We start from the raw sequence: 22,929 nt of genomic DNA on the forward strand, positions 1-22,929 counted from the left end.
ACCAAGTCCGGCAAGTGCGTCGACGTGCCCGGCGCCTCCACCGCCTCCGGCACCAAGCTCCAGCAGTGGACCTGCACCGCCAACTCCCCCTGGCAACAGTTCACCCTGAAGTCGGCGGGCACGGACCTCTACACCCTGGTCGGCGTCAACAGCGGCCAGTGCATCGACGTGCCCTCCGGCTCCACCACCAGCGGCACCCAGGTCCAGCAATGGGGCTGCGGCACCGGCCAGACCAACCAGCAATGGCGCCTGACCCCCAGCGGCACGGGCACCTACCAGATCATCAACGCCAGAAGCGGCCTCTGCCTCTCCGACCAGAACGCCTCCACCACCAACGGCACCGCCGTCATCCAGGAAACCTGCACCCACAACACCAACAAGCAGTGGGCCTTCAAGCCCGTCTCCGGCGGAAGCAGCGGACGGACCTGGTCCAACACGGCCGACGGCTTCGCCTCCACCGGCGGCGGCACCACGGGCGGCGCGGCCGGCGCGACGGTCACCGTGAAGACCTACGCGGACCTGGTGAAGTACGCGACGGCCGCGGAGCCGTACACCATCAAGGTCGCCGCGGCGATCACCGTCACCCCGTACGGTCGTGAGATACCGGTCACCTCGAACAAGACGGTGATCGGAGTCGGCACCTCCGGTCAGATCGTCAACGGCGGCTTCTTCCTCGGTGAGGGCACCCGCAACGTCATCATCCGCAACCTCACCATCCGCGACACCCGGATGGCCGAGGACGACCCCGACGACAAGACGTACGACTACGACGGCATCCAGATGGACACCGCCGATCACATCTGGATCGACCACAACCGCATCCAGCGGATGAACGACGGCCTCATCGACAGCCGCAAGGACACCAGCTACCTCACCGTGTCCTGGAACGAACTGGGCAACGTCAACAAGGCGTTCGGGATCGGCTGGACCGAGAACACCACGGCCCGCATGACGATCCACCACAACTGGATCCACGACACCAACCAGCGCAACCCCAGCATCGACAACGTGGCGCTGGCCCACCTCTACAACAACTACCTGCAGAACGTCAGCTCGTACGGCAACCTCTCGCGCGGGGCGTCCAGGACCGTGATCGAGAACAGTTACTACGACAACGTGGCCAACCCGTACTACCCCGACAGCTCGGCCGCGTCCCTGACCCAGTCCGGCTCCATCGTCGTCAACTCCAGCGGCAGGCAGCAGACCGGCGGCACCACCTTCGACCCGCGCAGCTACTACAGCTACACCCTGGACCCGGCCAAGGACGTGCCGGCGCTCCTGAAGCAGTACACCGGTCCGCAGAGCAACATCGGTCAGTGAGGTACCGCGCCGGGCCCGTACGACGCCGCGACGCCGCGCGGCACGGGCCCGGCGCCGGCCCGGCGCGGCCCGAGCGGTCACCGGCCGGCCCCGTGGTCTGCACGCGTCGGCGGGCGGCCACGGGGTCGGACCGGAGGACGTCGGGCCGGGCACCGGGCCGGGCGCCGGACCGGGCACCGGGCCGGGCACCGGGCCGGGAGGCGTCCGGCCTGGGGTCAGTACGGGAGGCGTCCGGCCAAGGGTCAGACCGGGAAGGCGTCCGGCCAGGGGCCGGGGGCCGCGGGGACGTCCTCCTCCTCCGTCTCGGTCCGGAACAGCCGGAACCCGCGCCGCCGGTAGTTGTCCATGGCGTGCTCCCCGTCCAGGCTGCAGGTGTGCAGCCAGACCCGCTTGGTCGGCATCCGCTCCGGCCACCGCTCGGCGAGGTCCCAGGCGCGGGCGGCCCCCACGGAGAGCAGGTGTCCGCCGATCCGCCGGCCCCGGAACGCGGGCAGCAGACCGAAGTAGACGATCTCCACCACGCCCTCGTCCTGCGCCTCCAGTTCCACGTAGCCCGCGGGCGTCCCCCTGTCGTAGGCCACCCAGGTCTCGATCCCGGGGCGCTCCAGGTGGTCCTGCCACCGGGTGTAGGACCAGCCGAGCCGGTCGATCCAGGTGATGTCGCCGCCGACGGAGGCGTACAGGAACCTGCTGAACTCGGGCGAGGGCACCTCGGCCCGCACGACGCGGAGGTCTCCCTCCGGCACGGCCGCGGGGCGCAGGTCGGCGGGCGAGGTCTGCTCGAGGGACCAGGTGGTGACAGTGGTGCGGTTCATGCGGTCAGACAATCACCGCGGCGGGTGGCCTGTCGAGGAAACCCTGGTCACAGCGGGCGCGGCCACTACTCCAGCGAGGCGTCGACCTCGCCGAGCGGCACCGCGAACAGGCTCCGCTCCCCCCGCTCCGGCGCGTCCGATACGCCCCAGATCTCACCGGCGCCCTGCCGGTAGGCCAGCCCGCGCGCGCCGGCCGCCCAGCAGTACGGCAGTTCGTAGTCCCCGCAGCGGGCCGCGCGGGCGGTCTGCTCGCCCGCCGACTGCGCCCACAGCGCGCCCCGGCCGCCGGCGGCCTCCTGCGGGTCCGAGGCCAGGTACCAGCGGTCCTCGGCGGTTCCCTCGACGCGGTACGACACCACGCCCCTGATCCCGGCCGCCTCGGTCCGGAAGCTCTCCACCGGCCGCGCGGACCCGCCGCCGTCGAGGGAGAGCAGGCCCTCCCGCCCCGGGTAGCGGCTGAGCGTGTACCGCCACAGCCGCGACGGCCCCTCGGCCCGCCGCTCGGCCGTCACCAGGGTGTCCGGGGAGGTGGAGCGGTCCAGCGAGAGGGCGCCGAGGCAGGCGGAGCCCTCCTCCTCCGTCCAGCACCCCCCGCCCCGCAGCTGGTACGAGGCGACGGCAGGCAGCACGAACCGGCTGCGGTCCGCGGTCCCCGTCGTACCCGCCGCGGACGCTCCCGCCGCCGCGGGGGCCGCCGCCGTCGCCGTCCGGTGGACGCGGTCGAGCGAGAACACGTAGAGCGCCTCACCGGCGGGCGTCCCCACGGTGGCGAGCAGCTTGTCCTGGTACCAGACCATGCCGCGGAGTTCGCCTCCGAGCGGCCGGTAGCCGTCCTCGTCCTGCCCCCCGTCCCCGGCCGGCGTCGCCTCGCGCGTCCCGGTGGGAGCGGTGGGCAGCGCCAGCAGCGCCCAGGTGTAGGTGAGCCGGTCGGGGTCGCCCGCGTCCACGAACGCGACCCGCGCCGAACCGGGCCCGGTCGCGTCGGCAGTCCGCGTCCAGGCGGACAGGATCACCCGGTCCTGGCCCCACCGGCCGTCGTCGTCGGCGTCCGCGGAGGTGGTCACCGACACCGGGGCCCAGTCCTCGTCGCGGGCGTCGGCCTTCTCCCAGCAGTAGGCGCGCGCCGCCTCGGGCTCGGCGGGGAGCGCCCCGCGTCCGGCGCAGTCGTCCTCCACCGACATCTCGTGCTCGGCCTCGCGGAGCACGGTGGCCAGGGGCACGGGAGCGCCCAGGTCATCGGCGAGCGCGTCGAGGTGCGGCCACGGCACGGCCTGTTCGCGGAGTTCGGGTCCGGCCGCCGCAGGAATGCGCTGCAACGGGCCCGGTGTCTCGCCGGTCGCCTGCGAGACGCTGATGACGGTCGCCGCCCCGGTGAGCGCGAGCGCCGTCCCGCCCAGCAGGGCACGCAGCGCGACACCTCGTCTGCGTCTGCGATGCCTGCCCCGTGCCATCGGGTCCTCCCGCGTCTCGCCGTAACACTGCGTCCGGGCGACGGGCCCGGGCCGCCACCGGTGTGAGGAGTTGTCCGTGGATGGTACGGCAGTGACGGCCGCGTCTGGTCAACACCCTGGTGAATGGGGAAGGATCACCGCCACCCACCCCCCGTTGCATACCCACGGACTCCGGAGGATCCACATGATCCGTCGAACACCTCGCCGCACCACGGCGGCGGCCGTCGCCGTGGCCGCGCTGGCCGGTCTGGCCACCGCCGGGACCGCCGCCGCGGCCGAGGACACGCCGGCCGGGCGCGTCTTCATGGTCAACCCGGTCCAGTCGTCCGGCGACCAGACCCTGGTGGACGCCAAGGACGCCGCGTCGGCCGTCCCGGACTCCGCCTACGCCCTGGCGACGCTGCGCAACCTCGACGGCAGCGGCCGGCTCTCCGGCCGGTGGGTGACCGTCCGCTCGGAGACCGGCGCGCCGGCCACGGTGGCGGAGGCGGCGGGCTACGACCGGCACGACGACCGGTTCGAGCAGGTGATGGCCTACTTCTGGATCAACGAGGCCCAGGAGTACCTGCAGGGCCTCGGCTTCGGCAGCGAACTGCCGGGCGTCAACGACCGGGCGCAGCCGGTGCGGCTGAACCAGTGGGGGGCCGACAACTCCTACTACACGGACAAGAAGACGGAGATCCTGCTCGGCAAGGGCGGGGTGGACGACGCCGAGGACGCCGAGGTGATCGTCCACGAGTACGGTCACGCGGTGCACCACGCCCAGGTGCCGGGCTACGGCACCTCCGTGGAGGCCGGGGCGATCGGCGAGGCCTTCGGGGACTACCTGGCGGTGGCCGTGGGCGAGCACGCGGCGGCGCGCCACGGGTGGGAGCGGAAGGCGGACCTGGCGTGCGTGGGGGACTGGGACTCGGTCCCCTACTCCGGCACGCCGCACTGCCTGCGGCGGATCGACGGCACCAAGACCTACGCGGACCGGGTGGGCCAGGTCCACGCGGACGGGCAGATCTGGTCCCGTGCGCTGTTCGACATCCGGCAGGCGCTGGGGGCGCGCGCGGCGGACCGCGTCATCGTGAACGCGCAGTTCGACTTCGCCCCGGACACCGACTTCGCCGACGCGGCGGCGGCGACGATCGCCACGGCGGAGGAGATGTACGGGGCGAAGGCGGCCGCGGCCGTCCGCGCCGCCTTCCACGCCCGCCAGATCCCCGGCGCCTGACCTCTCTTCCCTCGCGCGGGGCCGTCCCGCCCCGCCGGCGCGGGCGGGACGGCGTCCGTACCCCTCCCCCCCAAGCCCTCCTCCACGGGCCTCGCGCGCTCGCGGGGAGGCCGGGGCGTCACGCGGGACAGGCGCGGAGGCAGGCGCAGGGGCGGGCGGCCGACGGGTTCGCGGGGACGGGGCGGGGACCGTCGGACGGGGTGGTTCGGGGAGGTGGGAGACTGTGCCCGCACCAACCGGAACCGTCGAAGGACCCCCATGGACGAGGCAGCCGCCCGCGCCGTCCTGGCCGCCGCCAGGAAGACCCACCCTGCGCTCGGTGAGGCCCCCGCCGCCGCGGACGCCCCCTTGCTGGCCCTCGGCGAGAACGCCGTGTTCGCCGCCGGCGACCTCGTCGTCAAGATCGCCCGCACGCCCGAGCTGCTGGACCGCGCCCGCCACGAGGTGGCCGTCGCCCGGTGGCTGGAGGAGCGCGACGTCCCCGCGCCCCGCCCCGCCGCAGGGGAGCCCGAGCTGGTCGAGGGGCACCCGGTGACCCTCTGGCGCCGCCTGCCCGACCCGGTCCGCCCCGCGGAGGCCCGCGACCTGGCCGAACTGCTCCACGTGGTGCACGCCCTGCCGGCGCCGCCCTTCCCGCTGCCCCGCCGGGAACTCCTCGGCGGCGTCGAGCGCTGGCTGACCCTGGCGGGCGACGCGATCGCCCCCGAGGACGCCGCCTTCCTCCGCGCCCGCCGCGACGGCTTCGCCGCCGAGGCCGCCGCCCTCACCCCGCACCTCCCCCCGGGCCCCGTCCACGGCGACGCGCTTCCCCGCAACGTCCTCGTCGGCCCCGACGGCCCGGTCCTGATGGACCTGGAGACCTTCTCCTCCGACCTCCGCGAGCACGACCTGGTCGTGATGGCGCTGTCCCACGACCGCTACGGCCTGCCCGCCGAGGCGTACGAGACCTTCACCGGCACCTACGGCTGGGACGTGCGCGAGTGGGAGGGGTGCGCGGTCCTGCGCGGCGCCCGCGAGACCGCGAGCTGCGCCTGGGTGGCCCAGCACGCTCCCCACAATCCCAAGGCGCTCGCGGAGTTCGAACGCCGGGTCGCCTCCCTGCGCGACGGGGACCCGACGGTCCGCTGGTACCCGTTCTGACCGGACGCGCCGCCGGCCGCCCCGGCACGCCGCGGGCGGCGGGTCAGGCCGCTTCCCGCAGCGGCCAGGCTCCGTCGACCACCACGTCCGTCTCCCCCTTGGAGCGGAGGAACTCCTGGAAGCCGGCCGCCCATTCGGCCCGCCAGCCGATCTGGAGCCGGTGCAGTTCGGCGACGCCGAGGTCGGCCACCTTGGCGTGCCGCGCGGCTATCGCCCGGGCCAGGCGGGCCGCGGCCAGCGCGTCGGCCGCCGCGTCGTGCGCGTCGTCCAGCGGCACGCCGTACTCGGCGCACACCGCCTCCAGCGTCCGCTTGCCCCGCCGGTAGCGGTCGACCGCGCGGTCCACGGTGTACGGGTCGACGACCGGCGCCGGGTCCTGTCCGCCCAGCCGTTCGCGCAGCGAGGGCAGCCCGTGGCGGCGCAGCTCGGCGGAGAGCAGGGTGAGGTCGAAGGCCGCGTTGTAGACGACCACGGGTATGCCGGCCTGCCAGTAGGAGGTGAGTACGCCCGCCACCTCGTCGGCCACCCGGTCGGCGGGCAGGCCGCAGGCCGTCACCCGCTCGTTGGTGATGCCGTGCACGGCGACCGCCTCGGCGGGGATCTCCATGCCGGGATCGGCGAGCCATTCCCGGCGGCCGGCGATCTCGCCCTCCCTGACCTCCAGCACGGCGGCCGTGACGATGCGCGCCTCGTGCGGGTCGGTGCCGGTGGTCTCCAGATCGAAGCCGATCAGCGGTGCGTGGTGCCAGCCCATGGCGGCCCCCTTCGTGTGGTGATGCGTCCCCCAGGTGTTCCTCACCTTCGCACGCACCACTGACAACGCCCGCGCCGCACTCCCTCCCGTCCCGCCTCATCCCCGGCGAAATCGGGCGGCCGGAAATCAGGACACGGGGCGTGAATCGGCCCAGGCCACCTCGAACTCCTCCCGATAGGTGGGGAAGAGGGCACTCTCCTCGGCCGCACCGGACCGGACCACCCTGCCGCCGTTGCGCAGCAGCATCACCGGGGCCTCCATGCCGCGGGTGCGCCGCAGGTACGACTGGACGACCCCGACCCCGTCGGCGCCGTCCCCGTCGACCAGGTAGGCCGTGAAGCGCGGCGTCTCGTCGTAGACCTGGATCTCGAAGGCGCCGGGGTCGCGCAGCCGCGACCGCACCCGGCGCATGTGGAGGATGTTCATCTCCACGGACCGGCTCAGCTCGCCGCGCTTGATGCCGAGTTCCCGCTCGCGCCTGCGGACGGCGCTGGAGGCCGGGTTGAGGAACAGCAGCCGGACCCGGGTGCCGGACTCGGCGAGGCGGACCAGCCGCCGGCCGGAGAAGTTCTGCACCAGCAGGTTGAGGCCGATGCCGATGGCGTCGAGCCGGCGGGCCCCGCCGAAGATGTCCTCGGCCGGGAAGTGGCGCAGCAGCCGCACCCGGTCGGGGTGGACGGCGACCACGTCGGCGTACCGGTCGCCGACCAGGTCCTCGACGGCGTCGACCGGCAGACGCCGGGCGGAGGGCACGTCGGCGCCGGCGCCCAGCATGTCGAGCAGCCGGGCCGAGGCCCGCTCGGCCTGGGCCAGGACCGCCTCGGACAGGGCGCGGTTGCGGGTGACGACGTTGCGGGCGACCTCGAGCTCGTCGAGCGCCAGTTCCAGGTCGCGGCGGTCGTCGAAGTAGGGCTCGAAGCAGGGCCAGTGCTGGACGGTCAACTCGCGTAGCTGCGGCAGCGTCAGGAAGCTGAGCACATTGTCGTCGGCCGGGTCGAGCAGGTACCCCTTGCGCCGGCTGACCTCGCGGACGGCGACGGCGCGCTGCACCCATTCCTGCCCGGCGGGTCCGGCCGCGGCGACCACCCAGTCGTCGCCGTGGACGGGTTCGTAGACCGGGCGCAGCACGGCGGCGACGACCGCGCGCATCCGCTGTTCGACCAGATTCAGCCAGATGTAGGCGCGGCCGGCGCGCTGGGCCCGGGTGCGGACCTCGCTCCAGGCCTCGGCGCCCCATTCGAGCTCCGGTCCGATGGCGGCCTCCATCGGCCGGGCGAGCGACACCGCGCCGGGCGGGGCGTCTGCCGAGTTTCCCTCGCGACCGTTGTCGCCAGGGGGCAACTCCAGGCCTCCCGAGCCCACCCGCGCACCGCCTTCCGCTCCCCCGGAGCTGTCCTCGTCAATGATCAAGAAAGATTACTCCGGCTTCGCGGGCGGTGCAGCCGGATGCACAGGCTCCTTCCCCAACTACCGCATCCGGCACGCCTGTTCCAGCAGTGTGAGGGAGACGGAGTGAGTCTTTTCATACTGCATCGGCGATGGTCGCGGGCCTGCCGGGCACCCCCGGTCGTGCCGGTGCGTCAGAATGGCCGATTCCACTTCTCCCGCAACCTCCCCGGATCCCTCATCATTCTCCGTCGCCCCTCCGGGTGAGGTACGGGCGGTGGGCGTTGACCCGCGACACCCAATCAGGACGATCAGTGCGTGCTTCTCCAGCTTTCGGGAAGAATCGGCGCGAAGAGGCACCGTCGGTCCGCACTCACCTGGGAGAGTCGAGTCCATGCAGGTCTGGCCCGGAGAGGCGTATCCACTGGGTGCCACGTACGACGGCGCCGGTACCAATTTCGCGGTCTTCACGGAGACCGCCGAGCGGGTGGAGCTGTGTCTGCTCCACGACGACGGCTCGGAGACGGCGGTCGAGCTGCGCGAGAGCGACGCGTTCGTGCGGCACGCCTACCTGCCGGGGGTGATGCCCGGCCAGCGGTACGGCTTCCGGGTGCACGGCCCGTACGCGCCGGAGCACGGGCTGCGGACGAACTCGGCCAAGCTGCTCCTGGACCCGTACGCGAAGGCGGTCTCGGGGTCGATCCGCTGGGGCGAGGAGGTCTACGGCTACCGCTTCGGCGCCCCCGACAGCCGCAACGACATGGACTCCGCGCCGCACACCATGACGTCCGTGGTGGTGAACCCGTACTTCGACTGGGGCGACGACCGCCCGCCGCGCACCCCGTACCACGAGACGGTGATCTACGAGGCCCATGTGAAGGGCCTGACGATGCGCCATCCCGCGCTTCCGGAGGAGCTGCGCGGCACCTACGCGGCGCTGGCGCACCCGGCGATCCTGGAGCACCTGACGGACCTAGGCGTCACGGCGATCGAGCTGATGCCGGTCCACCAGTTCGTCGACGACCACCGCCTCGTCGACCTGGGCCTGAGCAACTACTGGGGCTACAACACCATCGGCTTCTTCGCCCCGCACAACGCCTACGCCTCCTGGGGCGACCGCGGGCAGCAGGTGCTGGAGTTCAAGTCGGCGGTGCGGGCACTCCACGAGGCGGGCATCGAGGTCATCCTCGACGTGGTCTACAACCACACCGCCGAGGGCAACCACCTGGGTCCCACCCTGTCGTTCCGCGGCCTGGACAACTGCTCGTACTACCGGCTGACCGAGGACCCGCGCTACTACATGGACACCACGGGCACCGGCAACAGCCTGCTGATGCGCTCCCCGCACGTGCTCCAGATGATCATGGATTCGCTGCGGTACTGGGTCACCGAGATGCACGTGGACGGCTTCCGCTTCGACCTGGCCGCCACCCTGGCCCGCCAGTTCCACGAGGTGGACCGGCTGTCGTCGTTCTTCGACCTGGTGCAGCAGGACCCGGTGGTCTCCCAGGTGAAGCTGATCGCCGAGCCCTGGGACGTCGGCGAGGGCGGCTACCAGGTGGGCAACTTCCCGCCGCTGTGGACGGAGTGGAACGGCAAGTACCGGGACACCGTGCGGGACCTGTGGCGGGGCGAGCCGCGCGCCCTGGCCGAGTTCGCCTCCCGGCTGACCGGTTCCTCGGACCTGTACCAGGACGACGGCCGCCGCCCGCTCGCCTCGGTCAACTTCGTGACCTGCCACGACGGTTTCACCCTGCGGGACCTGGTCTCGTACAACGACAAGCACAACGAGGCCAACGGCGAGGAGAACCGCGACGGCGAGAGCCACAACCGGTCCTGGAACTGCGGGGCCGAGGGCGAGACCGACGACCCCGGCGTGCTCGCGCTGCGGGGGCGGCAGATCCGCAACTTCATCGCCACGCTGATGCTCTCCCAGGGCGTGCCGATGCTGGGCCACGGCGACGAGTTCGCCCGCACCCAGCACGGCAACAACAACGCCTACTGCCAGGACAACGAGCTGGCCTGGGTGCCGTGGCCCACCGGGGAGGACGACGGGGAGCTCGACGAGGAGGCGCTGCGGATCCGGGAGTTCACGCGCTCCATGGTCTGGCTGCGCCGCGACCACCCGGTCTTCCGCCGTCGGCGCTTCTTCCACGGCCGCCCGGTCGAGGGCACCCACGACGAGCTCTCCGACATCGCCTGGTTCACCCCGGAGGGCGCGGAGATGACCCGGGAGGACTGGGAGACGGCTCCGGCCAGCGCGCTGACCGTGTTCCTCAACGGCAACGCCATCTCGGAGCCGGGACCGCGCGGCGAGCGGGTCACCGACGACTCGTTCCTGCTGCTCTTCAACGCCTCCCCGCAGCCCATCGAGTTCACCCTGCCGGACGACCACGGCCAGCACTGGCAGGTGGTCGTCGACACGGCCCTCCCGGAGGGCGTCCCGGAGGGTGGCGGCCCCAAGCACCGGGCCGGCGACCGGCTGAAGCTCCCCGACCGCTCCCTGACGGTGCTGCAGCGCCCCGCCTGACCCCGCGCCACCGCCCCGCCGCCTTTCCGCCCCGCCGCCCCGCCGCCCCACCGTGCCGCCACGCCGCGGGGCGGCGGGGCGGCGGGGCGGTGCCGCGTTCCCCCGCCGGGTGCGGGACGTCCAACCGGTGCGCGGCTTCCGGCCGATGCGGCGCGTCCGGCCGATGCGGCGCGTCCGGCCGGTGCGCGGCGTCCGGCCGGTGCGCGGCGTCCGGCCGGTGCGGGGCGCATCAGGAGCCCCACCCGTCACCCATCCGGGCCAACCCGGCAACCCCCGCCCCACCCCGGGGTACACCACCCCCATGGACTCCCGCGCGCCCACCGCCACGTACCGGCTGCAGCTCCAGCCCGGCTTCCCGTTCGCCGCAGCAGAGGCCGCCGCCCCCCACCTCGCCGCCCTCGGCGTCTCCCACCTCCACCTGTCCCCCGTCCTCGAGGCCGTCCCCGGCTCCACGCACGGCTACGACGTCACCGACCCCACCCGGGTCCGCGAGGAACTGGGCGGTGAGGAGGGCCTGCGCTCCCTGTCCCGCACCGCCCGCGACCTGGGCCTCGGCCTGGTCGTCGACATCGTGCCGAACCACATGGCCATGTCCCCGCAGCACAACCGCGCCCTGTGGGAGGTGCTGCGCAAGGGCCCCGACTCGCCGTACGCGGCCTGGTTCGACATCGACCGGCGGGCCGGGGACGGCCGCATGCTGCTGCCGGTCCTCGGCGGCCCGCTGGGCGGCGAACTCCCCCACCTGCGGGTCGACGGCGACGTGCTGCGCCACCACGACCAGGCATTCCCGCTCCGCCCCGGCACGGAGGACCTGCCGCTGCCCGAGCTGTTGGACGCCCAGTGGTACCGGCTCGCCTGGTGGCGGCTGGCCCGCACCGAGCTGAACTACCGGCGGTTCTTCACCGTCTCGGAGCTGATCGGCGTCCGCGTCGAGGACCCCGAGGTCTTCGAGGCCACCCACGGCAAGATCCTCGAGCTGCTGGACGAGGGGGTCGTCGACGGTCTGCGCATCGACCACCCCGACGGCCTGGCCGATCCGGGGGCCTACCTGCGGAGGCTGGAGAAGGCGACCGGAGGCCGTTGGACGGTGGTGGAGAAGATCCTCGCGGAGGACGAACGCCTGCCGGAGTCCTGGCCGGTGGCCGGGACCACCGGCTACGACGCCCTGCGGAGGCTGGACGCGGTCCTCACCGACCCGGCCGGCGCGCGGGACCTGCTGGAGCGCTACCGGCGGCACACCGCGCCCCCCGACGACCTCGGCGGCGACTGGGAGGCCACCCGGCACCGCAGCGCCGAGCGGGTGGTCGACCACGAGCTGGCCTCGGAGATGACCCGGCTGACCCGCGCGGCCTCCGCCGCGTGCGCCACCTCCGGCGACCCGGCGCTGCTCGACCGCGCCCCGTGGGCACTGCGCGCCGCGCTGCGGGAGCTGCTGGTGCGGATGGAGGTGTACCGGCCGTACACGCCGCGGGATGCCGGCACGGTGCTCACCGAGGAGGCCGCGGCCGGGGCCCGGGCGGCGTTCGCGGTGCCGCAGGAGGCGGAGGCGGTGGACGTGGTCCGCGGCCTGCTGTGCGGCGTCCACGGCGAATGGCCCGAACAGACCGAGCTGTGCACCCGGTTCGCCCAGACCTCCTCGGCGCTGCGCGCCAAGTCGGTGGAGGACAGCGCCTTCTACCGCTACGTGCCGCTGCTGTCGGCGAACGAGGTCGGCGGCTCCCCGGACCGGCCGGGGCTGGAGCCGGAGGAGTTCCACGCCTGGTGCGCGCGCACCCAGCGGGAGCGCCCGCTGACCGGCACCGTGCTCTCCACCCACGACACCAAGCGCAGTGCCGACGTGCGGGCGGCGATCGCGGTGCTGACCCAGTGCCCGGACCGCTGGGCGCGGGTGGTCGAGGAGGCGACCGCGGCGGACACCGCGAGCGGCGACGGCCCCGACCGCGGGCTCGCCTGGGCGGGCTGGCAGACGCTGTTCGGCCTCGGCGAGGCCTCCGCGGAGCGACTGTCCGGCGCCCTGCTCAAGCACGCCCGCGAGAGCGGCCTGCACACCACCTGGACCGAACAGGACGCGCGTTACGAGGAGACGGTGACCGGCTTCGTCACCACGGCCCTGTGCGGATCCCCCGGCGAGCGGGTGACGGCGCTGCGGCGGTCGCTGGAGCCGCACGTCCGGGCCAACGTCCTGGCGGCGACGCTGCTCCACCTGACCGTGCCCGGCGTCCCGGACGTCTACCAGGGCGGCGAGGCCGAGTACCGGGCCCTGGTGGACCCGGACAACCGCGCGCCGGCCGTCCTCCCCCACCCCGACCCGGGGGTGAAGGGGGCGCTCACCGCCGCCGCGCTGCACCTGCGCCGGCGGCGGCCCGAGCTGTTCGGCGCCGACGCCTCCTACCGGCCGGTGTCCGCCGAGGGGGCGGCGGCCGGGCACTGCCTGGCGTTCACCCGGTCCGGGCGCGTGCTGACCGCCGTGACCCGGTTGTCGTCGCGGCTGGAGGAGGCCGGCGGCTGGGGCACGACGACGCTTCCCCTGCCGCCCGGCCGCTGGGCCGACCTGGCCGCGCCCGGGCGGGAGTTCGAGGGCCGCGTCGCGCTCTCCGACCTGTTCCGCCTCCTGCCGGTGGCCCTCCTGGAGCGGCTGGACGACGACGCCTGACCGGGGCGACGCGAGCGGGCGCGGCCAGGTGGCCGCGCCCGCTCAGGTCCCTGTGGGGGTCACCGGGGAGCGGTCGCCCCCGTCGGAGCGGTGTCGGCAAGGGTGAACACATCACCCGTTCGGGCGGTCATCACGCACTCGTTGGGAAAGGTCTCCGTGTACTGCACCGGCCTGCCGCCCCACTCGCCGCGCGCGCGGGCGGTGACCGGCGCGTACCGCATGGGGCAGACGGCGTCCGCCCGCTGCGGGACGGCGGTCGGGTCGCCGCCCGCCTCGGCCAGTTCGGCGCAGGCGCGGGTCGCCTCACGGTGGCCCGCGGCCTGCGGCGGATCGCACAGCAGCAGCGCGCCCCGGTCCTCGGAGGCCGCGCCGGCGCGGGCTTCCCCGTGGGTCACCGACACGTAGACCCAGTTGCCCTGGTAGGGCTCGGACGGCGCGGCGTGGGCGGGCGCGGCGGGCGCCGTCAGCAGCAGCGCGGCGGCCGTCAGCAGGGCGCCGCGCACCGGGAGGCCCCGGACGGCCGGGGCGCAGGAGATCAGTCTCATACCCCATGCATCGGCACCCTCCGGGCACTGCCACACCCAACTCACCTGAACGGAGTAGGGGGTGAGGTGCCGCACGGGAGGGAAGGTCGTGATCCGGAGCGCGACGCTCGCTCCGTGACGCAGGATGGTGCCGCTGCATCCAGGGCATCCGGGTCATTCGCTGGAACGAAGGGGAGCCGTTCGTGGAGTTCGAGGTGTGGGCGCCGCAGGCCGGTCGGGTGACGCTCCGTTGCGCGGGGAGCGAGCACGCCATGGAGGCCGACCCGCTGCGCCGGGGGTGGTGGACGGCGCAGGCCGACGCCGAGGACGGCACGCGGTACGGGTTCTCGCTGGACGGCGGGCCGGTGCTGCCGGACCCGCGCTCCCGGCGGCAGCCCGACGGGCCGGACGGGCCGAGCGCCGTCGTCGACCACGGGCGGTACCGGTGGCGGGCGAGCTGGCCGGGCCGGCCGCTGCCGGGTGCGGTCCTCTACGAGCTGCACGTGGGCACGTTCACGCCGGAGGGCACGCTGGACGCGGCGGCCTCGCGGCTGGAGCACCTGGCCGACCTCGGCGTCACCCATGTGGAGCTGATGCCTCTCTGCCCGTTCCCCGGGCGGCACGGCTGGGGCTACGAGGGCGTCTCGCTGTGGGCGGTGCACGAGCCGTACGGGGGCCCTGAGGCCCTCAAGCGGTTCGTGGACCGGGCGCACGAACTGGGGCTGGGCGTCGTGCTCGACGTGGTCCACAACCACCTCGGGCCGTCCGGCAACCACCTGCCGCGGTTCGGCCCCTACTTCACCGACACCCATCACACGCCGTGGGGGGCCGCCGTCAACCTGGACGCCCCGGGTTCCGACGAGGTCCGCGAGTACCTGATCGACAGCGCCCTGTCCTGGCTGCGGGACTACCGGCTGGACGGTCTGCGGCTGGACGCCGTGCACGCCCTCTGCGACGACCGCGCCTACCACTTCCTGGAGGAGCTCTCCACGGCGGTGGACCGGCTGGCGGTGGGGCTGGGCCGGCCGCTGTTCCTGATCGCCGAGTCCGACCTCAACGACCCGCGGCTGGTCGCCCCGCGCGAGACGGGCGGGCTGGGGCTGCACGCCCAGTGGAACGACGACTTCCACCACGCGGTGCACACCGCGCTGACCGGCGAGTCGCAGGGCTACTACGCGGACTTCGCCCGCGACCCGTTCACCGCGCTGGCCAAGACGCTCACCGCCGGGTTCTTCCACGACGGCACCTACTCCAGCTTCCGCGGCCGGCGGCACGGGCGGCCGCTGGACCGGACCCGGTTCGCGGCGCACCGGCTGTTGGGCTACTCCCAGACCCACGACCAGATCGGCAACCGGGCGCAGGGCGACCGGCTGTCGGCCACGCTCTCCCCCGGCCTGCTGGCCTGCGCGGCGACCCTCACGCTGACCTCGCCGTTCACGCCGATGCTGTTCATGGGCGAGGAGTGGGGGGCCTCGACGCCCTGGCAGTTCTTCACCGACCACACGGACCCGGAGCTGGCGGAGGCCGTCCGGCAGGGGCGGCGGCGGGAGTTCGCGGCGCACGGCTGGGCCGAGGAGGAGGTGCCGGATCCGCAGGACCCGGCGACGCGGGACCGGTCCTGCCTGGACTGGACGGAGCCGTCGAAGGAGCCGCACGCGCGGTTGCTGGCGTGGTACCGGATGCTGATCGCGCTGCGGCACGAGCAGGGGGACCTCACGGATCCGGACCTCGTGGACGTGCGGGTCGCCTACGACGCGGAGGCGCGGTGGTTCGCCTTCCGCCGGGGTGACCTCCGCATCGTCCTCAACCTGGGGCCCGAGCCGGCGGAGGTTCCCCTCGGCTTCCGCCCCGTCGAGATCCTCGCCTCCTGGACCCCCCTCGAGACCCCCGGCCCCGACGGCCTCCTCCGCCTCCCCCCGGAATCCTGCGCGGTCCTGCTCCAGTCCTGACCCCCGCACGACACACGCGTCCCCACCCCGCGGGCAGTCGCCCCCTGGCGGTCCGGCCGCCCGCGGGACAGGAGGCACGCGGGCGGCGGAGGGGTCAGTAGGGTTCTTCGCGGAGGTCGGAGACGCGTTCGAGGAGAATCGGCTCCCACGCCTGCGTCAGCTCGGTCCGCAACAGCGTGTGCCGCTCCGACTCCCCCGGCCCGAACCGCCGGACCAGCGCCGCCAGGCGCAGCACCGCGTCGCACCGCGCGAGCCACAGCCCCCGCAGGCACGGCCGGGGCCCGTACCCGGCCAGCGTCGCCGCCCGGACCGCGGCGGGCGACCCGATCGCCCGCGCGAGGCCCGCGATGTCCTCGGCGGGGTCCCCCAGCACCGCGTCGGTCCAGTCCAGCACCCCCCGCACCCGGCCGTCCTCGCTGATCACCAGGTGTTCCGCGCTCATCGCCCGGTGCGCCAGCGCGGCCGTACCGGGCCGGACCTCCAGCTGCGCCGCGCCCGCCTCGCTCAGGGGCCGCAGCCACGTCGCGTCGATCTCGTCCGCGGCGACCAGTTCCTTGGCGGCCAGCCCGGCCTCCCGCCGCAGCGTCTCCAGGGACCGGGGCGTCTCCTTGGGGACCCCGACCGCCTCCGCCTGCCGCAGCGGCACGGCGTGCAGGCCGGTGAGGAGCCCCGCGAGGTCGGCCTCGCCCAGCGCGGTCACCTTGTGCCGGGCGCCGGCGCCGCCCGGCAGGCGGGTGTCCAGCGTGTACACCAGGCCGGGTCGCCACTCCCCGTGCCCGCGGCTCACCGGCACCGGGACCCCGACGTACGGCCGGACCAGGTCCCGCAGCCGGAGTTCCCTGAGCCGCCGCGCGGACTGTTCGCGGTCGTGGGCGAGCCTCAGCACATGCCGGTCGCCGACCCACCAGGTGCTGTGCCCGCGCTCCGGTTCGGGTGTCTTCTCGTCCACCACGGGCCGGATCTCCGGTCCTCCGGAGGAACCGTCGCCGGAGGCGGACGGAAGGAGGGTGCGGACCAGCTCGCGCAGCTCGTCCTCGGAAGGCGGTGTCGGTGCCGTCGGTGCCTGATTCATGGTGGTGGTGCCGTTTTGCTCGTGTTCGTCCGGTCCGAAGGGGGTTCGGGATGCCGTCGGCCGATCCGCGTGGCGCATCAGTCGACCTTCACGATCTCACGAGGCGCCTCGTTGAGGCGCAGTCCCCCTCCCTCGGTGACCGTCACGATGTCCTCGATCCGGACGCCGAAGCGGCCCGGCAGGTAGATGCCGGGCTCGACCGAGAAGCACATGCCGGGCACCAGCGGCTGCCGCTCGCCCTCGACCATGTACGGCGGCTCGTGCGTGGTGACCCCGATGCCGTGGCCGGTGCGGTGGATGAAGCGGTCGCCGTAGCCGGCCCCGGTGATCACCGCGCGGGCGGCCCGGTCGACGTCCTGGCACTCGGCGCCGGGGCGCACCGCGCGGAACCCGGCCTCCTGGGCCTCGCGGACGACGTCGTGGACGCGGCGTTCCTCCTCCGTGGGCTCGCCGACGTGCACGGTGCGGGAGATGTCGGAGCCGTAGCCGTGCATCAGGCCGCCGAAGTCGAGAACCACCATGTCGCCCTCCTCGACGACGCGCTCGCCGGCCTCGTGGTGCGGGTCGGCACCGTTGGGTCCGGATCCGACGACGGTGAAGTCGACCTGCTCGTGGCCGAAGCGCCGCAGCAGCCCGGCGAGGTCCGCGGCGATCTCGCTCTCCCGGCGGCCCGCGAAGCGGACCGTGCGGATCTCGGCGAACGCGGCGTCCGCGGCGGCTCCGGCGGCGGCCATCCGCTCGAGCTCGACGGTGTCCTTGACGGCCCGCAGCATCGGCAGCGCCTCGCTCAGGGCGACGTACGAGCTGTCGGGCAGCGCCCGCCGTATGCCGAGCAGGTGCAGCGCCCAGGTGTTGTCGCTGACCCCGAAGCGGCCCCGGGCGTCGAGGCCCAGGGCGGCGATCGCGTAGGGGTCCTTGCCGTCCGTCCAGTCCCGCAGGGTGAGGGCGGGCGCGCCGGCGGCCTTGGCGGCGTCCGCGGCCTCCAGGGTCGGTACGACGAGCACCGGGTCCTGGCCGGGGACGACGGCCAGGAGGGTGAGGCGCTCGGTGGCGGCGGGCGGGGTGTAGCCGCTGAGCCACACCATGTCGGGCCCCGGGGCGATCAGCAGTCCGGCCAGTCCCGCCGCCTCGGCCTCACGGGCGGCGCGCTCCATCCGCGCCCGGTGGTCGTCGGCACTGAAGGGGTCGAAGGGGCCGGTCATCGGGGGCCTCCCTGGCGGTGGCGGACGCGGTGGACGGGCGGGCGGACACGCACGGCGCGGGACGGGCGCGGACCGTCCGCCCCAGGTCCCAAGTGTCCCCCATCGGCCCCCGCGCCGTTGCCTCATCGGCATGTTCACGCCCACCCCGCCATCGCCGGGCCACCTTCCCGCCGCCGCCCGGCCACCGCCACGGCACCCGCCCCCGTCGGTCTAGGGGACGGTCAGGAACTGCGGTCCGACGGGCCGGCCGAAGGCGTCCCGGGCGCCGGTGGCGGAGAGGGCGGGCGGCGGTCCGGGGGGCGCTCCGGGCAGGAACCGGTGGGCGCGCCGGGAGAGCCAGGCGTCCTTGTAGCGGTCGACCTCGCGGTGCCAGTTGAGGATGCCCGCCATCCAGTTCCGCAGGTCGGCGACGTAGCCGTCGACGGCCTGCCGCGCCTCCGCACCCAGGCCGAGGTCCTCCTGCAGCACGGGAAGCTCGTGGGCGACGACGTGCTGGAACTGCTCCATCCGCCGGGCGGCCAGGTCCTGGACGACGCGGAGGGCGTCGGGGTAGTCGCAGCCGAAGAAGTTCTGGACCACCAGCACGGCGTTGTGGATCTCGCCCTCGAACTCGATCTCCTTCTGGTACGAGAAGATGTCGTTCACCAGGCAGGCGTAGTCGACGGCGGCGTTCTCCAGGGAGCGGACTGGGCCGCTGCGGTAGACCTCGGACGGCACGGCGGGGCCGTGGCCGAGGCGGCACAGGCTCATGGTGAAGTCGGCGCCGAAGGTGGCGCGCCGCATCTCCAGGTAGTCCACGGGGTCGGGGACCCGGTGCTGGAGCTGGTTGGACAGCTCCCAGACCCAGCTCTCGGTCATGGAGTCGACCGACGCCTTCAGGGTCCGCCGTTGCGCAGGGTCCATGCCGGTGGTGGTGCGGGCCCACAGGTCCGCGAGTCCGCGTTCCATGGCGTTGGCGGGCGGCGGGGGCGGCGAGCCGTCCAGGGGCATGCAGGCGGACAGGCGCGCGGTGGTGAGCCGGGCGGCGGCGAGGTCCCGCCGGTGCCCGAAGACCAGCGGGTAGTAGTCGTCGCCGTAGGTGCCCCAGGCCAGCCAGGCGGAGGCCAGGTCGAGGGCGTCGGCGGTGCCGGAGGGGTGGATGCCCGCGGCGCACAGCGGCAGGTCGTAGGCGCGGAGCTTGTCCTCGTCCCACACCCCCTCCGCGAAGATCCCCATGGCCTCCGTCCAGTCGCGCAGGCGGCCGCGGGCGTCGCCCAGGTGAGGGCTGAGGGTGAGCTCGAAGGGCATGGGCAGGTCGGGGATCCGGGACGGGCCGACCCGCTGGAACGGCACGTGGGTGTGGTTCCGCAGCCGCTGCGCCCCCGCGCCGGCCAGCAGCGCCCGCACGTCGGCGACGGAGGCGCCGAGGCCCGTGGGGCCGCGCAGCGGGTCGGTGCGGGCGTCGAGGGCGCCCTGGTTCATGTACCGGCTGGACCGCAGGTGCCATTCGTGGCCGCCGGACTGCCAGTCCTGGAGGCCCTGGGTGTAGGCGGCGACGGCGGCGACCTCGTCGGGCGTGAGGCCGGCCTCGAGGGCGACGGCGGGCACCTCGGTGAGGGCGGTGTGCTCGAACTGGTGGAGGCGTGAGGTGAGGACGTCGTTGACGATCTCCGCGGCCTGCTGGGTGCCGCAGCCGAAGAAGTTCTCCAGGACCAGGACGCCGTTGCTGAGCTCGCCCTCCTCCTCGACCTCGCGCTGGTAGGAGAACAGGTCGTTGCGCAGGTGGACGCCGTCGGAGAAGGTCTCCATCAGGACCCGCAGCGGACGGGACTCCGCGACCCGGTGCGGGATCTCCGCGGTGGCGTACTCGACCAGGCCGGCGGACCAGGGGGCGCCACCGACCTTGCGGCGCATCTCGATGTACTCCACCGGGTTGGCGATCCGGCCCTCGCCGATGTTGGAGAGCTCCCAGAGGGACTCGTTCAGCAGGTGTTCGGTGGCGAGGGCGAAGCGGCGGCGCCAGTGCTCCGACATCGCGGGGACGGTGCGCGCCCACAGGTCGGCGAGGCCGGCCTCCACCGGGTTCAGCGGCTCGGGCACCGGCGTGGCCGGGTCGAGCGGCATGAACAGCGGCAGGCGCTCCAGGTGGGACCGTCCGCCGGCCCGGTCCAGGCCGCGTTTGAACATCTCCAGGAAGTGGTCGTCGAAGAAGAAGACCCAGACGTACCAGTCGGTGATCAGCGAGAGGGCGGGCCCGTCGCAGTCGGGGTGGGTGTAGGCGCACAGCAGGCCGTAGTCGTGCGCCTCGAGGTCGGACTGCTCCCAGACACCGGATCCCTCGAGCATCCCCATCTCCCGGGCCCACCGGGTGGAGTGGCTCCGGGCCTCGTCGAGGTGCGGGTTCAGCCGCGCGGGATACGGCATGTAGAACTGCGGGAGTCGGAACGGCTGCGTCATGGCCGGGTCCTGTCCGGGAGCGCGTCCGGGCATGCGCCCAGGGCCCCGGCTCCACACCTTCGCGTGAAACCGGGGCGAACGGGAACTCCCGTCCGCGCGGATGCTGTTCAGCCGGTATGCGGACCTCTCCGGCCCTCCCGATCCACCCGGCCCTCCCGATCCACCCGGCCGTCGCCGCCCGCCGCGGCGGCGCTCCCGGCACCACGCGCGGTCCCGCTCCCCGCGCCGCTCGCGGCGCGCGGGCCGGGGTTCCCGGCGGCGCTTCCGGCGGAGCTTCCGGCGGCGGCCTTCTCAGACCTTGCGGCCGACGCCTCCGTGCTGCCCGATCGGCGTGGTGTCCGCGCCCTCCTCCGGGTGCCAGAGCGGCACGGAGACGACGCCCGGCTCGATCATCTCCATGCCCTCGAAGTACGCCTCGATCTGCTCGACGGGGCGCAGGAAGTACGGGACGGCGCCGGTCTCGTTGTAGCCGTCCTGCGCGCGCTCGTACTCGGGGTCCACACCGCGCGAGCCGTCGTTGACGCACAGGTAGCTCCCCGAGGGCAGCCCGCCCATCAGCCTGCGGACCAGGTCGCAGGCGGTCGCGTGCTCGGGGACGTGGCCGAGCGTCCCGCTGAGGATCAGCGCGGTCGGCCGGGTGAGGTCGAGGGTCTCGGCGGCGGCCTCGACGATGGCCTCGGGCCGGTAGAGGTCGGCGTCGAGGTAGGCGGTGGCGCCCTCGGGGGTGGAGGTGAGCAGCGCGCGGGCGTGGGTGAGCACCAGCGGGTCGTTGTCCACGTAGACGATCCGGGCGTCGGGCGCGTGCCGCTGGGCGACCTCGTGGGTGTTGTCGCTGGTGGGCAGGCCGGTGCCGACGTCGAGGAACTGGCGGATGCCGCACTCGACCACGAGGTGGCGGATGCTGCGGCCGAGGAAGGCGCGGCTGGACCGGGCGATCGTGGTGATCCCGGGGAAGACGGCCGTGTAGGCGTTGCCGGCCTCCTCGTCGACGGGGTAGTTGTCCTTGCCGCCGAGCCAGTAGTTCCAGATGCGCGCGGAGTGCGGCACCGAGGTGTCGATGGTGCGGTGGGGCTGCGTGGTCATGCGTGCTCTCCTCCGGCCGTGGGCGAAGCGGTCGGTGTCCCTGCTGTCACCCCGTCAGAACGGCTTGTACGACTAGAACTTAGACACCAACATCATCATCACGCACACGAGTTGGCCGAAACCCCACCCTGCACGACCGCCCCACCGCGTGGAACAGCGGCAATCGGCCTGTCTGGCCGGAATTTGCTCTGGCCCCTCCCGCAGCATGGGTGTTCGAATCAAGGTTCACTCGACACCCAGTGGCTGACGGGGGAAACGCGTGCCTTCCCTGACCTATCAGGAGCTTCACGCCGGCCACGCCGACGGCATCCGGGCCGAACTGGCCGCCGCGCTCGAACTGACCGGGCCGCCCGGCAGTCTGCTGCGGACCTCCTGCGAGCGGCTGCTGCGCCGGCAGCCGATGCGCTATCCGCTGTCGGTGCTGCCCCTGGCGGTGCACGGCGCGGAGACCGGCGACCCGGAGCCGGCCCTCCCGCTGGCGGCGGTGCACCTGCTGTGGTGGACGGCCGCCTGCCGCATGGACGACCTCGCGGACGCCGACGCGCTCACCAGGCACCGGGCCGAGGCGTTCCTCGGGAGCGGTCCCGAGGCCTCGCTGACCACGCTGGCGGTCGGGACCCTGCTGCCGCTGCGCCTGCTCGACTCCCCCCGCCTGCCCCGGGCCGTCCGCCGTGACCTCGGCGCGGAGCTCACCTCCTGCGGCCTCGCGGCGGTGGCCGGCCAGCTCGCCGACCTGGGCGGCGGGCGGGGCGAGCCCCGGCGCGACGCGGTGCTGGCCACCTACCGCGGCAAGTCCGGCGCCCCGTTCGCGATGATCACCGCGATGGCGGCGCTGCTCGCCGACGCGGGCCCCGCCCGCACGGCACTCTGGCGGGAGTTCGGGGACCTGTTCGGTGTCCTCTGGCAGCTCTTCAACGACCAGGAGGACATCACCTCCGGCCGCCACGAGGACCTCCGCAACGGCACGGTCACCCACCTCCTGGCCTGTGCCGCGGAATGCGCCCCGCCCCGGGACGCCGCCCGGCTGCGGGTGCTGCGCCCGGCAGCCCGCACCTCGGCGGCGGCCCGCGAGGAACTGCTGGCGGTGCTGCTCGGCGAACCGGTGGTGGACCGGTTCCGGCGCGACCTGGACGCCTACCGCGCGATGGCCCACGACGTCCTCGACCGCCTGGCCGGGCCCGCGCCCGGAACAGGGACCGAGCCTGGAACCGGGACCGGAACCACGCCCGGAACCGGGACCGCACACGCGCCCCGAGCCGGGACCGGCGCCGGGGCCGGGGCGGGCGGGGCCGAGCGGCGCGGTCGCTACCTCTCCTGCCTGCGCGACCTGGTGGACCAGGCGTCCCGTTGCAGCCTCCGCACCCCGGCCCCGATCGTCTGACCCCTCCGAAAGAG

General features: G+C 73.9%; 16 protein-coding genes. 7 read left to right on the forward strand and 9 right to left on the reverse strand.

Annotated features, from left to right (window positions below):
- On the forward strand, nt 1–1,320 hold a 1,320-nt coding region (locus ABZ836_RS27220), incomplete at its 5' end, for an RICIN domain-containing protein (protein ID WP_361146417.1).
- A gap of 242 nt (nt 1,321–1,562) precedes the next feature.
- Here ABZ836_RS27220 and ABZ836_RS27225 read toward each other — a convergent pair.
- Together ABZ836_RS27225 and ABZ836_RS27230 are read right to left on the reverse strand one after the other, a co-directional pair.
- Complete coding sequence (locus ABZ836_RS27225) at nt 1,563–2,135, reverse strand: GNAT family N-acetyltransferase (RefSeq protein ID WP_356138592.1); 573 nt, start codon at nt 2,133–2,135, stop codon at nt 1,563–1,565.
- 65 nt (nt 2,136–2,200) lie between these two features.
- Nucleotides 2,201–3,586: a hypothetical protein gene (locus ABZ836_RS27230; protein ID WP_361146420.1), complete on the reverse strand. Its 1,386-nt coding sequence runs from the start codon at nt 3,584–3,586 to the stop codon at nt 2,201–2,203.
- A 184-nt stretch (nt 3,587–3,770) separates the two neighbouring features.
- On the opposite strand from ABZ836_RS27230, the gene ABZ836_RS27235 reads away from it, so the two are divergent.
- Both ABZ836_RS27235 and ABZ836_RS27240 read left to right on the forward strand, forming a co-directional pair.
- Nucleotides 3,771–4,805: a M4 family metallopeptidase gene (locus ABZ836_RS27235; protein WP_361146423.1), complete on the forward strand. Its 1,035-nt coding sequence runs from the start codon at nt 3,771–3,773 to the stop codon at nt 4,803–4,805.
- 258 nt (nt 4,806–5,063) lie between these two features.
- Nucleotides 5,064–5,945, forward strand: a complete 882-nt coding sequence (locus tag ABZ836_RS27240; RefSeq protein WP_356138596.1) for an aminoglycoside phosphotransferase family protein — start codon at nt 5,064–5,066, stop codon at nt 5,943–5,945.
- 43 nt (nt 5,946–5,988) lie between these two features.
- On the opposite strand, the gene ABZ836_RS27245 is transcribed toward ABZ836_RS27240, so the two are convergent.
- Nucleotides 5,989–6,699 carry an exonuclease domain-containing protein gene (locus ABZ836_RS27245; RefSeq protein WP_361146427.1) on the reverse strand — a complete coding sequence of 237 codons (711 nt, stop codon included), beginning with the start codon at nt 6,697–6,699 and terminating at the stop codon, nt 5,989–5,991.
- Between the two features lie 126 nt (nt 6,700–6,825).
- Nucleotides 6,826–8,061, reverse strand: coding sequence for an SAV2148 family HEPN domain-containing protein (locus ABZ836_RS27250; protein WP_356138650.1), 1,236 nt, complete (start codon nt 8,059–8,061; stop codon nt 6,826–6,828).
- Between the two features lie 418 nt (nt 8,062–8,479).
- Here ABZ836_RS27250 and glgX point away from each other — a divergent pair, with 418 nt between their 5' ends.
- Together glgX and treY are read left to right on the forward strand one after the other, a co-directional pair.
- Nucleotides 8,480–10,615 carry a glycogen debranching protein GlgX gene (gene glgX / locus ABZ836_RS27255; protein WP_361146430.1) on the forward strand — a complete coding sequence of 712 codons (2,136 nt, stop codon included), beginning with the start codon at nt 8,480–8,482 and terminating at the stop codon, nt 10,613–10,615.
- A 301-nt stretch (nt 10,616–10,916) separates the two neighbouring features.
- The gene (treY, locus tag ABZ836_RS27260; protein ID WP_361146433.1) at nt 10,917–13,268 is read left to right on the forward strand and encodes a malto-oligosyltrehalose synthase; all 2,352 of its coding nucleotides are present in this window, start codon (nt 10,917–10,919) and stop codon (nt 13,266–13,268) included.
- A 59-nt stretch (nt 13,269–13,327) separates the two neighbouring features.
- Here the strand turns inward: treY and ABZ836_RS27265 are convergent, their stop codons facing one another.
- Entirely contained in the window at nt 13,328–13,813 is a 486-nt protein-coding gene (locus tag ABZ836_RS27265) for an SSI family serine proteinase inhibitor (RefSeq protein ID WP_356138604.1), read from the reverse strand.
- A 182-nt stretch (nt 13,814–13,995) separates the two neighbouring features.
- Between ABZ836_RS27265 and treZ the strand changes: the two genes are divergently transcribed.
- Nucleotides 13,996–15,741, forward strand: a complete 1,746-nt coding sequence (gene treZ, locus ABZ836_RS27270; protein ID WP_361146436.1) for a malto-oligosyltrehalose trehalohydrolase — start codon at nt 13,996–13,998, stop codon at nt 15,739–15,741.
- A gap of 94 nt (nt 15,742–15,835) precedes the next feature.
- Here treZ and ABZ836_RS27275 read toward each other — a convergent pair whose 3' ends face one another.
- From ABZ836_RS27275 to ABZ836_RS27290, 4 genes are all read right to left on the reverse strand, one after another.
- On the reverse strand, nt 15,836–16,813 hold the full coding sequence (locus tag ABZ836_RS27275) for an aminoglycoside phosphotransferase family protein (RefSeq protein WP_361146438.1): 978 nt from the start codon (nt 16,811–16,813) through the stop codon (nt 15,836–15,838).
- A gap of 77 nt (nt 16,814–16,890) precedes the next feature.
- Nucleotides 16,891–18,015 carry an aminopeptidase P family protein gene (locus tag ABZ836_RS27280; RefSeq protein WP_361146440.1) on the reverse strand — a complete coding sequence of 375 codons (1,125 nt, stop codon included), beginning with the start codon at nt 18,013–18,015 and terminating at the stop codon, nt 16,891–16,893.
- Nucleotides 18,016–18,225: 210 nt separating this feature from the next.
- Nucleotides 18,226–20,451 carry a germacradienol/geosmin synthase Cyc2 gene (gene cyc2 / locus ABZ836_RS27285; RefSeq protein ID WP_356138612.1) on the reverse strand — a complete coding sequence of 742 codons (2,226 nt, stop codon included), beginning with the start codon at nt 20,449–20,451 and terminating at the stop codon, nt 18,226–18,228.
- A gap of 291 nt (nt 20,452–20,742) precedes the next feature.
- A complete protein-coding gene (locus ABZ836_RS27290) occupies nt 20,743–21,534 on the reverse strand; it encodes an SAM-dependent methyltransferase (protein WP_361146443.1) in 792 nt (263 codons plus the stop codon).
- Nucleotides 21,535–21,793: 259 nt separating this feature from the next.
- Here ABZ836_RS27290 and ABZ836_RS27295 point away from each other — a divergent pair, with 259 nt between their 5' ends.
- Nucleotides 21,794–22,915: a polyprenyl synthetase family protein gene (locus tag ABZ836_RS27295; protein ID WP_361146446.1), complete on the forward strand. Its 1,122-nt coding sequence runs from the start codon at nt 21,794–21,796 to the stop codon at nt 22,913–22,915.
- The last annotated feature ends 14 nt before the right edge of the window (nt 22,916–22,929 follow it).

The sequence above is a fragment of the Streptomyces sp. NPDC047130 genome (assembly GCF_040643475.1).
In the GTDB taxonomy this organism is placed as follows: domain Bacteria; phylum Actinomycetota; class Actinomycetes; order Streptomycetales; family Streptomycetaceae; genus Streptomyces.

What these genes read in the sequence shown, in the direction of transcription:
- cyc2 (WP_356138612.1), bottom strand. Translation starts at nt 20,451, where the DNA reads ATGACGCAGCCGTTCCGACTCCCGCAGTTCTACATGCCGTATCCCGCG.
- ABZ836_RS27290 (WP_361146443.1), bottom strand. Translation starts at nt 21,534, where the DNA reads ATGACCACGCAGCCCCACCGCACCATCGACACCTCGGTGCCGCACTCC.
- treY (WP_361146433.1), top strand. Translation starts at nt 10,917, where the DNA reads ATGGACTCCCGCGCGCCCACCGCCACGTACCGGCTGCAGCTCCAGCCC.
- ABZ836_RS27245 (WP_361146427.1), bottom strand. Translation starts at nt 6,699, where the DNA reads ATGGGCTGGCACCACGCACCGCTGATCGGCTTCGATCTGGAGACCACC.
- ABZ836_RS27225 (WP_356138592.1), bottom strand. Translation starts at nt 2,135, where the DNA reads ATGAACCGCACCACTGTCACCACCTGGTCCCTCGAGCAGACCTCGCCC.
- ABZ836_RS27280 (WP_361146440.1), bottom strand. Translation starts at nt 18,015, where the DNA reads ATGACCGGCCCCTTCGACCCCTTCAGTGCCGACGACCACCGGGCGCGG.
- ABZ836_RS27230 (WP_361146420.1), bottom strand. Translation starts at nt 3,586, where the DNA reads ATGGCACGGGGCAGGCATCGCAGACGCAGACGAGGTGTCGCGCTGCGT.
- ABZ836_RS27265 (WP_356138604.1), bottom strand. Translation starts at nt 13,813, where the DNA reads ATGAGACTGATCTCCTGCGCCCCGGCCGTCCGGGGCCTCCCGGTGCGC.
- ABZ836_RS27275 (WP_361146438.1), bottom strand. Translation starts at nt 16,813, where the DNA reads ATGAATCAGGCACCGACGGCACCGACACCGCCTTCCGAGGACGAGCTG.
- ABZ836_RS27240 (WP_356138596.1), top strand. Translation starts at nt 5,064, where the DNA reads ATGGACGAGGCAGCCGCCCGCGCCGTCCTGGCCGCCGCCAGGAAGACC.
- glgX (WP_361146430.1), top strand. Translation starts at nt 8,480, where the DNA reads ATGCAGGTCTGGCCCGGAGAGGCGTATCCACTGGGTGCCACGTACGAC.
- ABZ836_RS27235 (WP_361146423.1), top strand. Translation starts at nt 3,771, where the DNA reads ATGATCCGTCGAACACCTCGCCGCACCACGGCGGCGGCCGTCGCCGTG.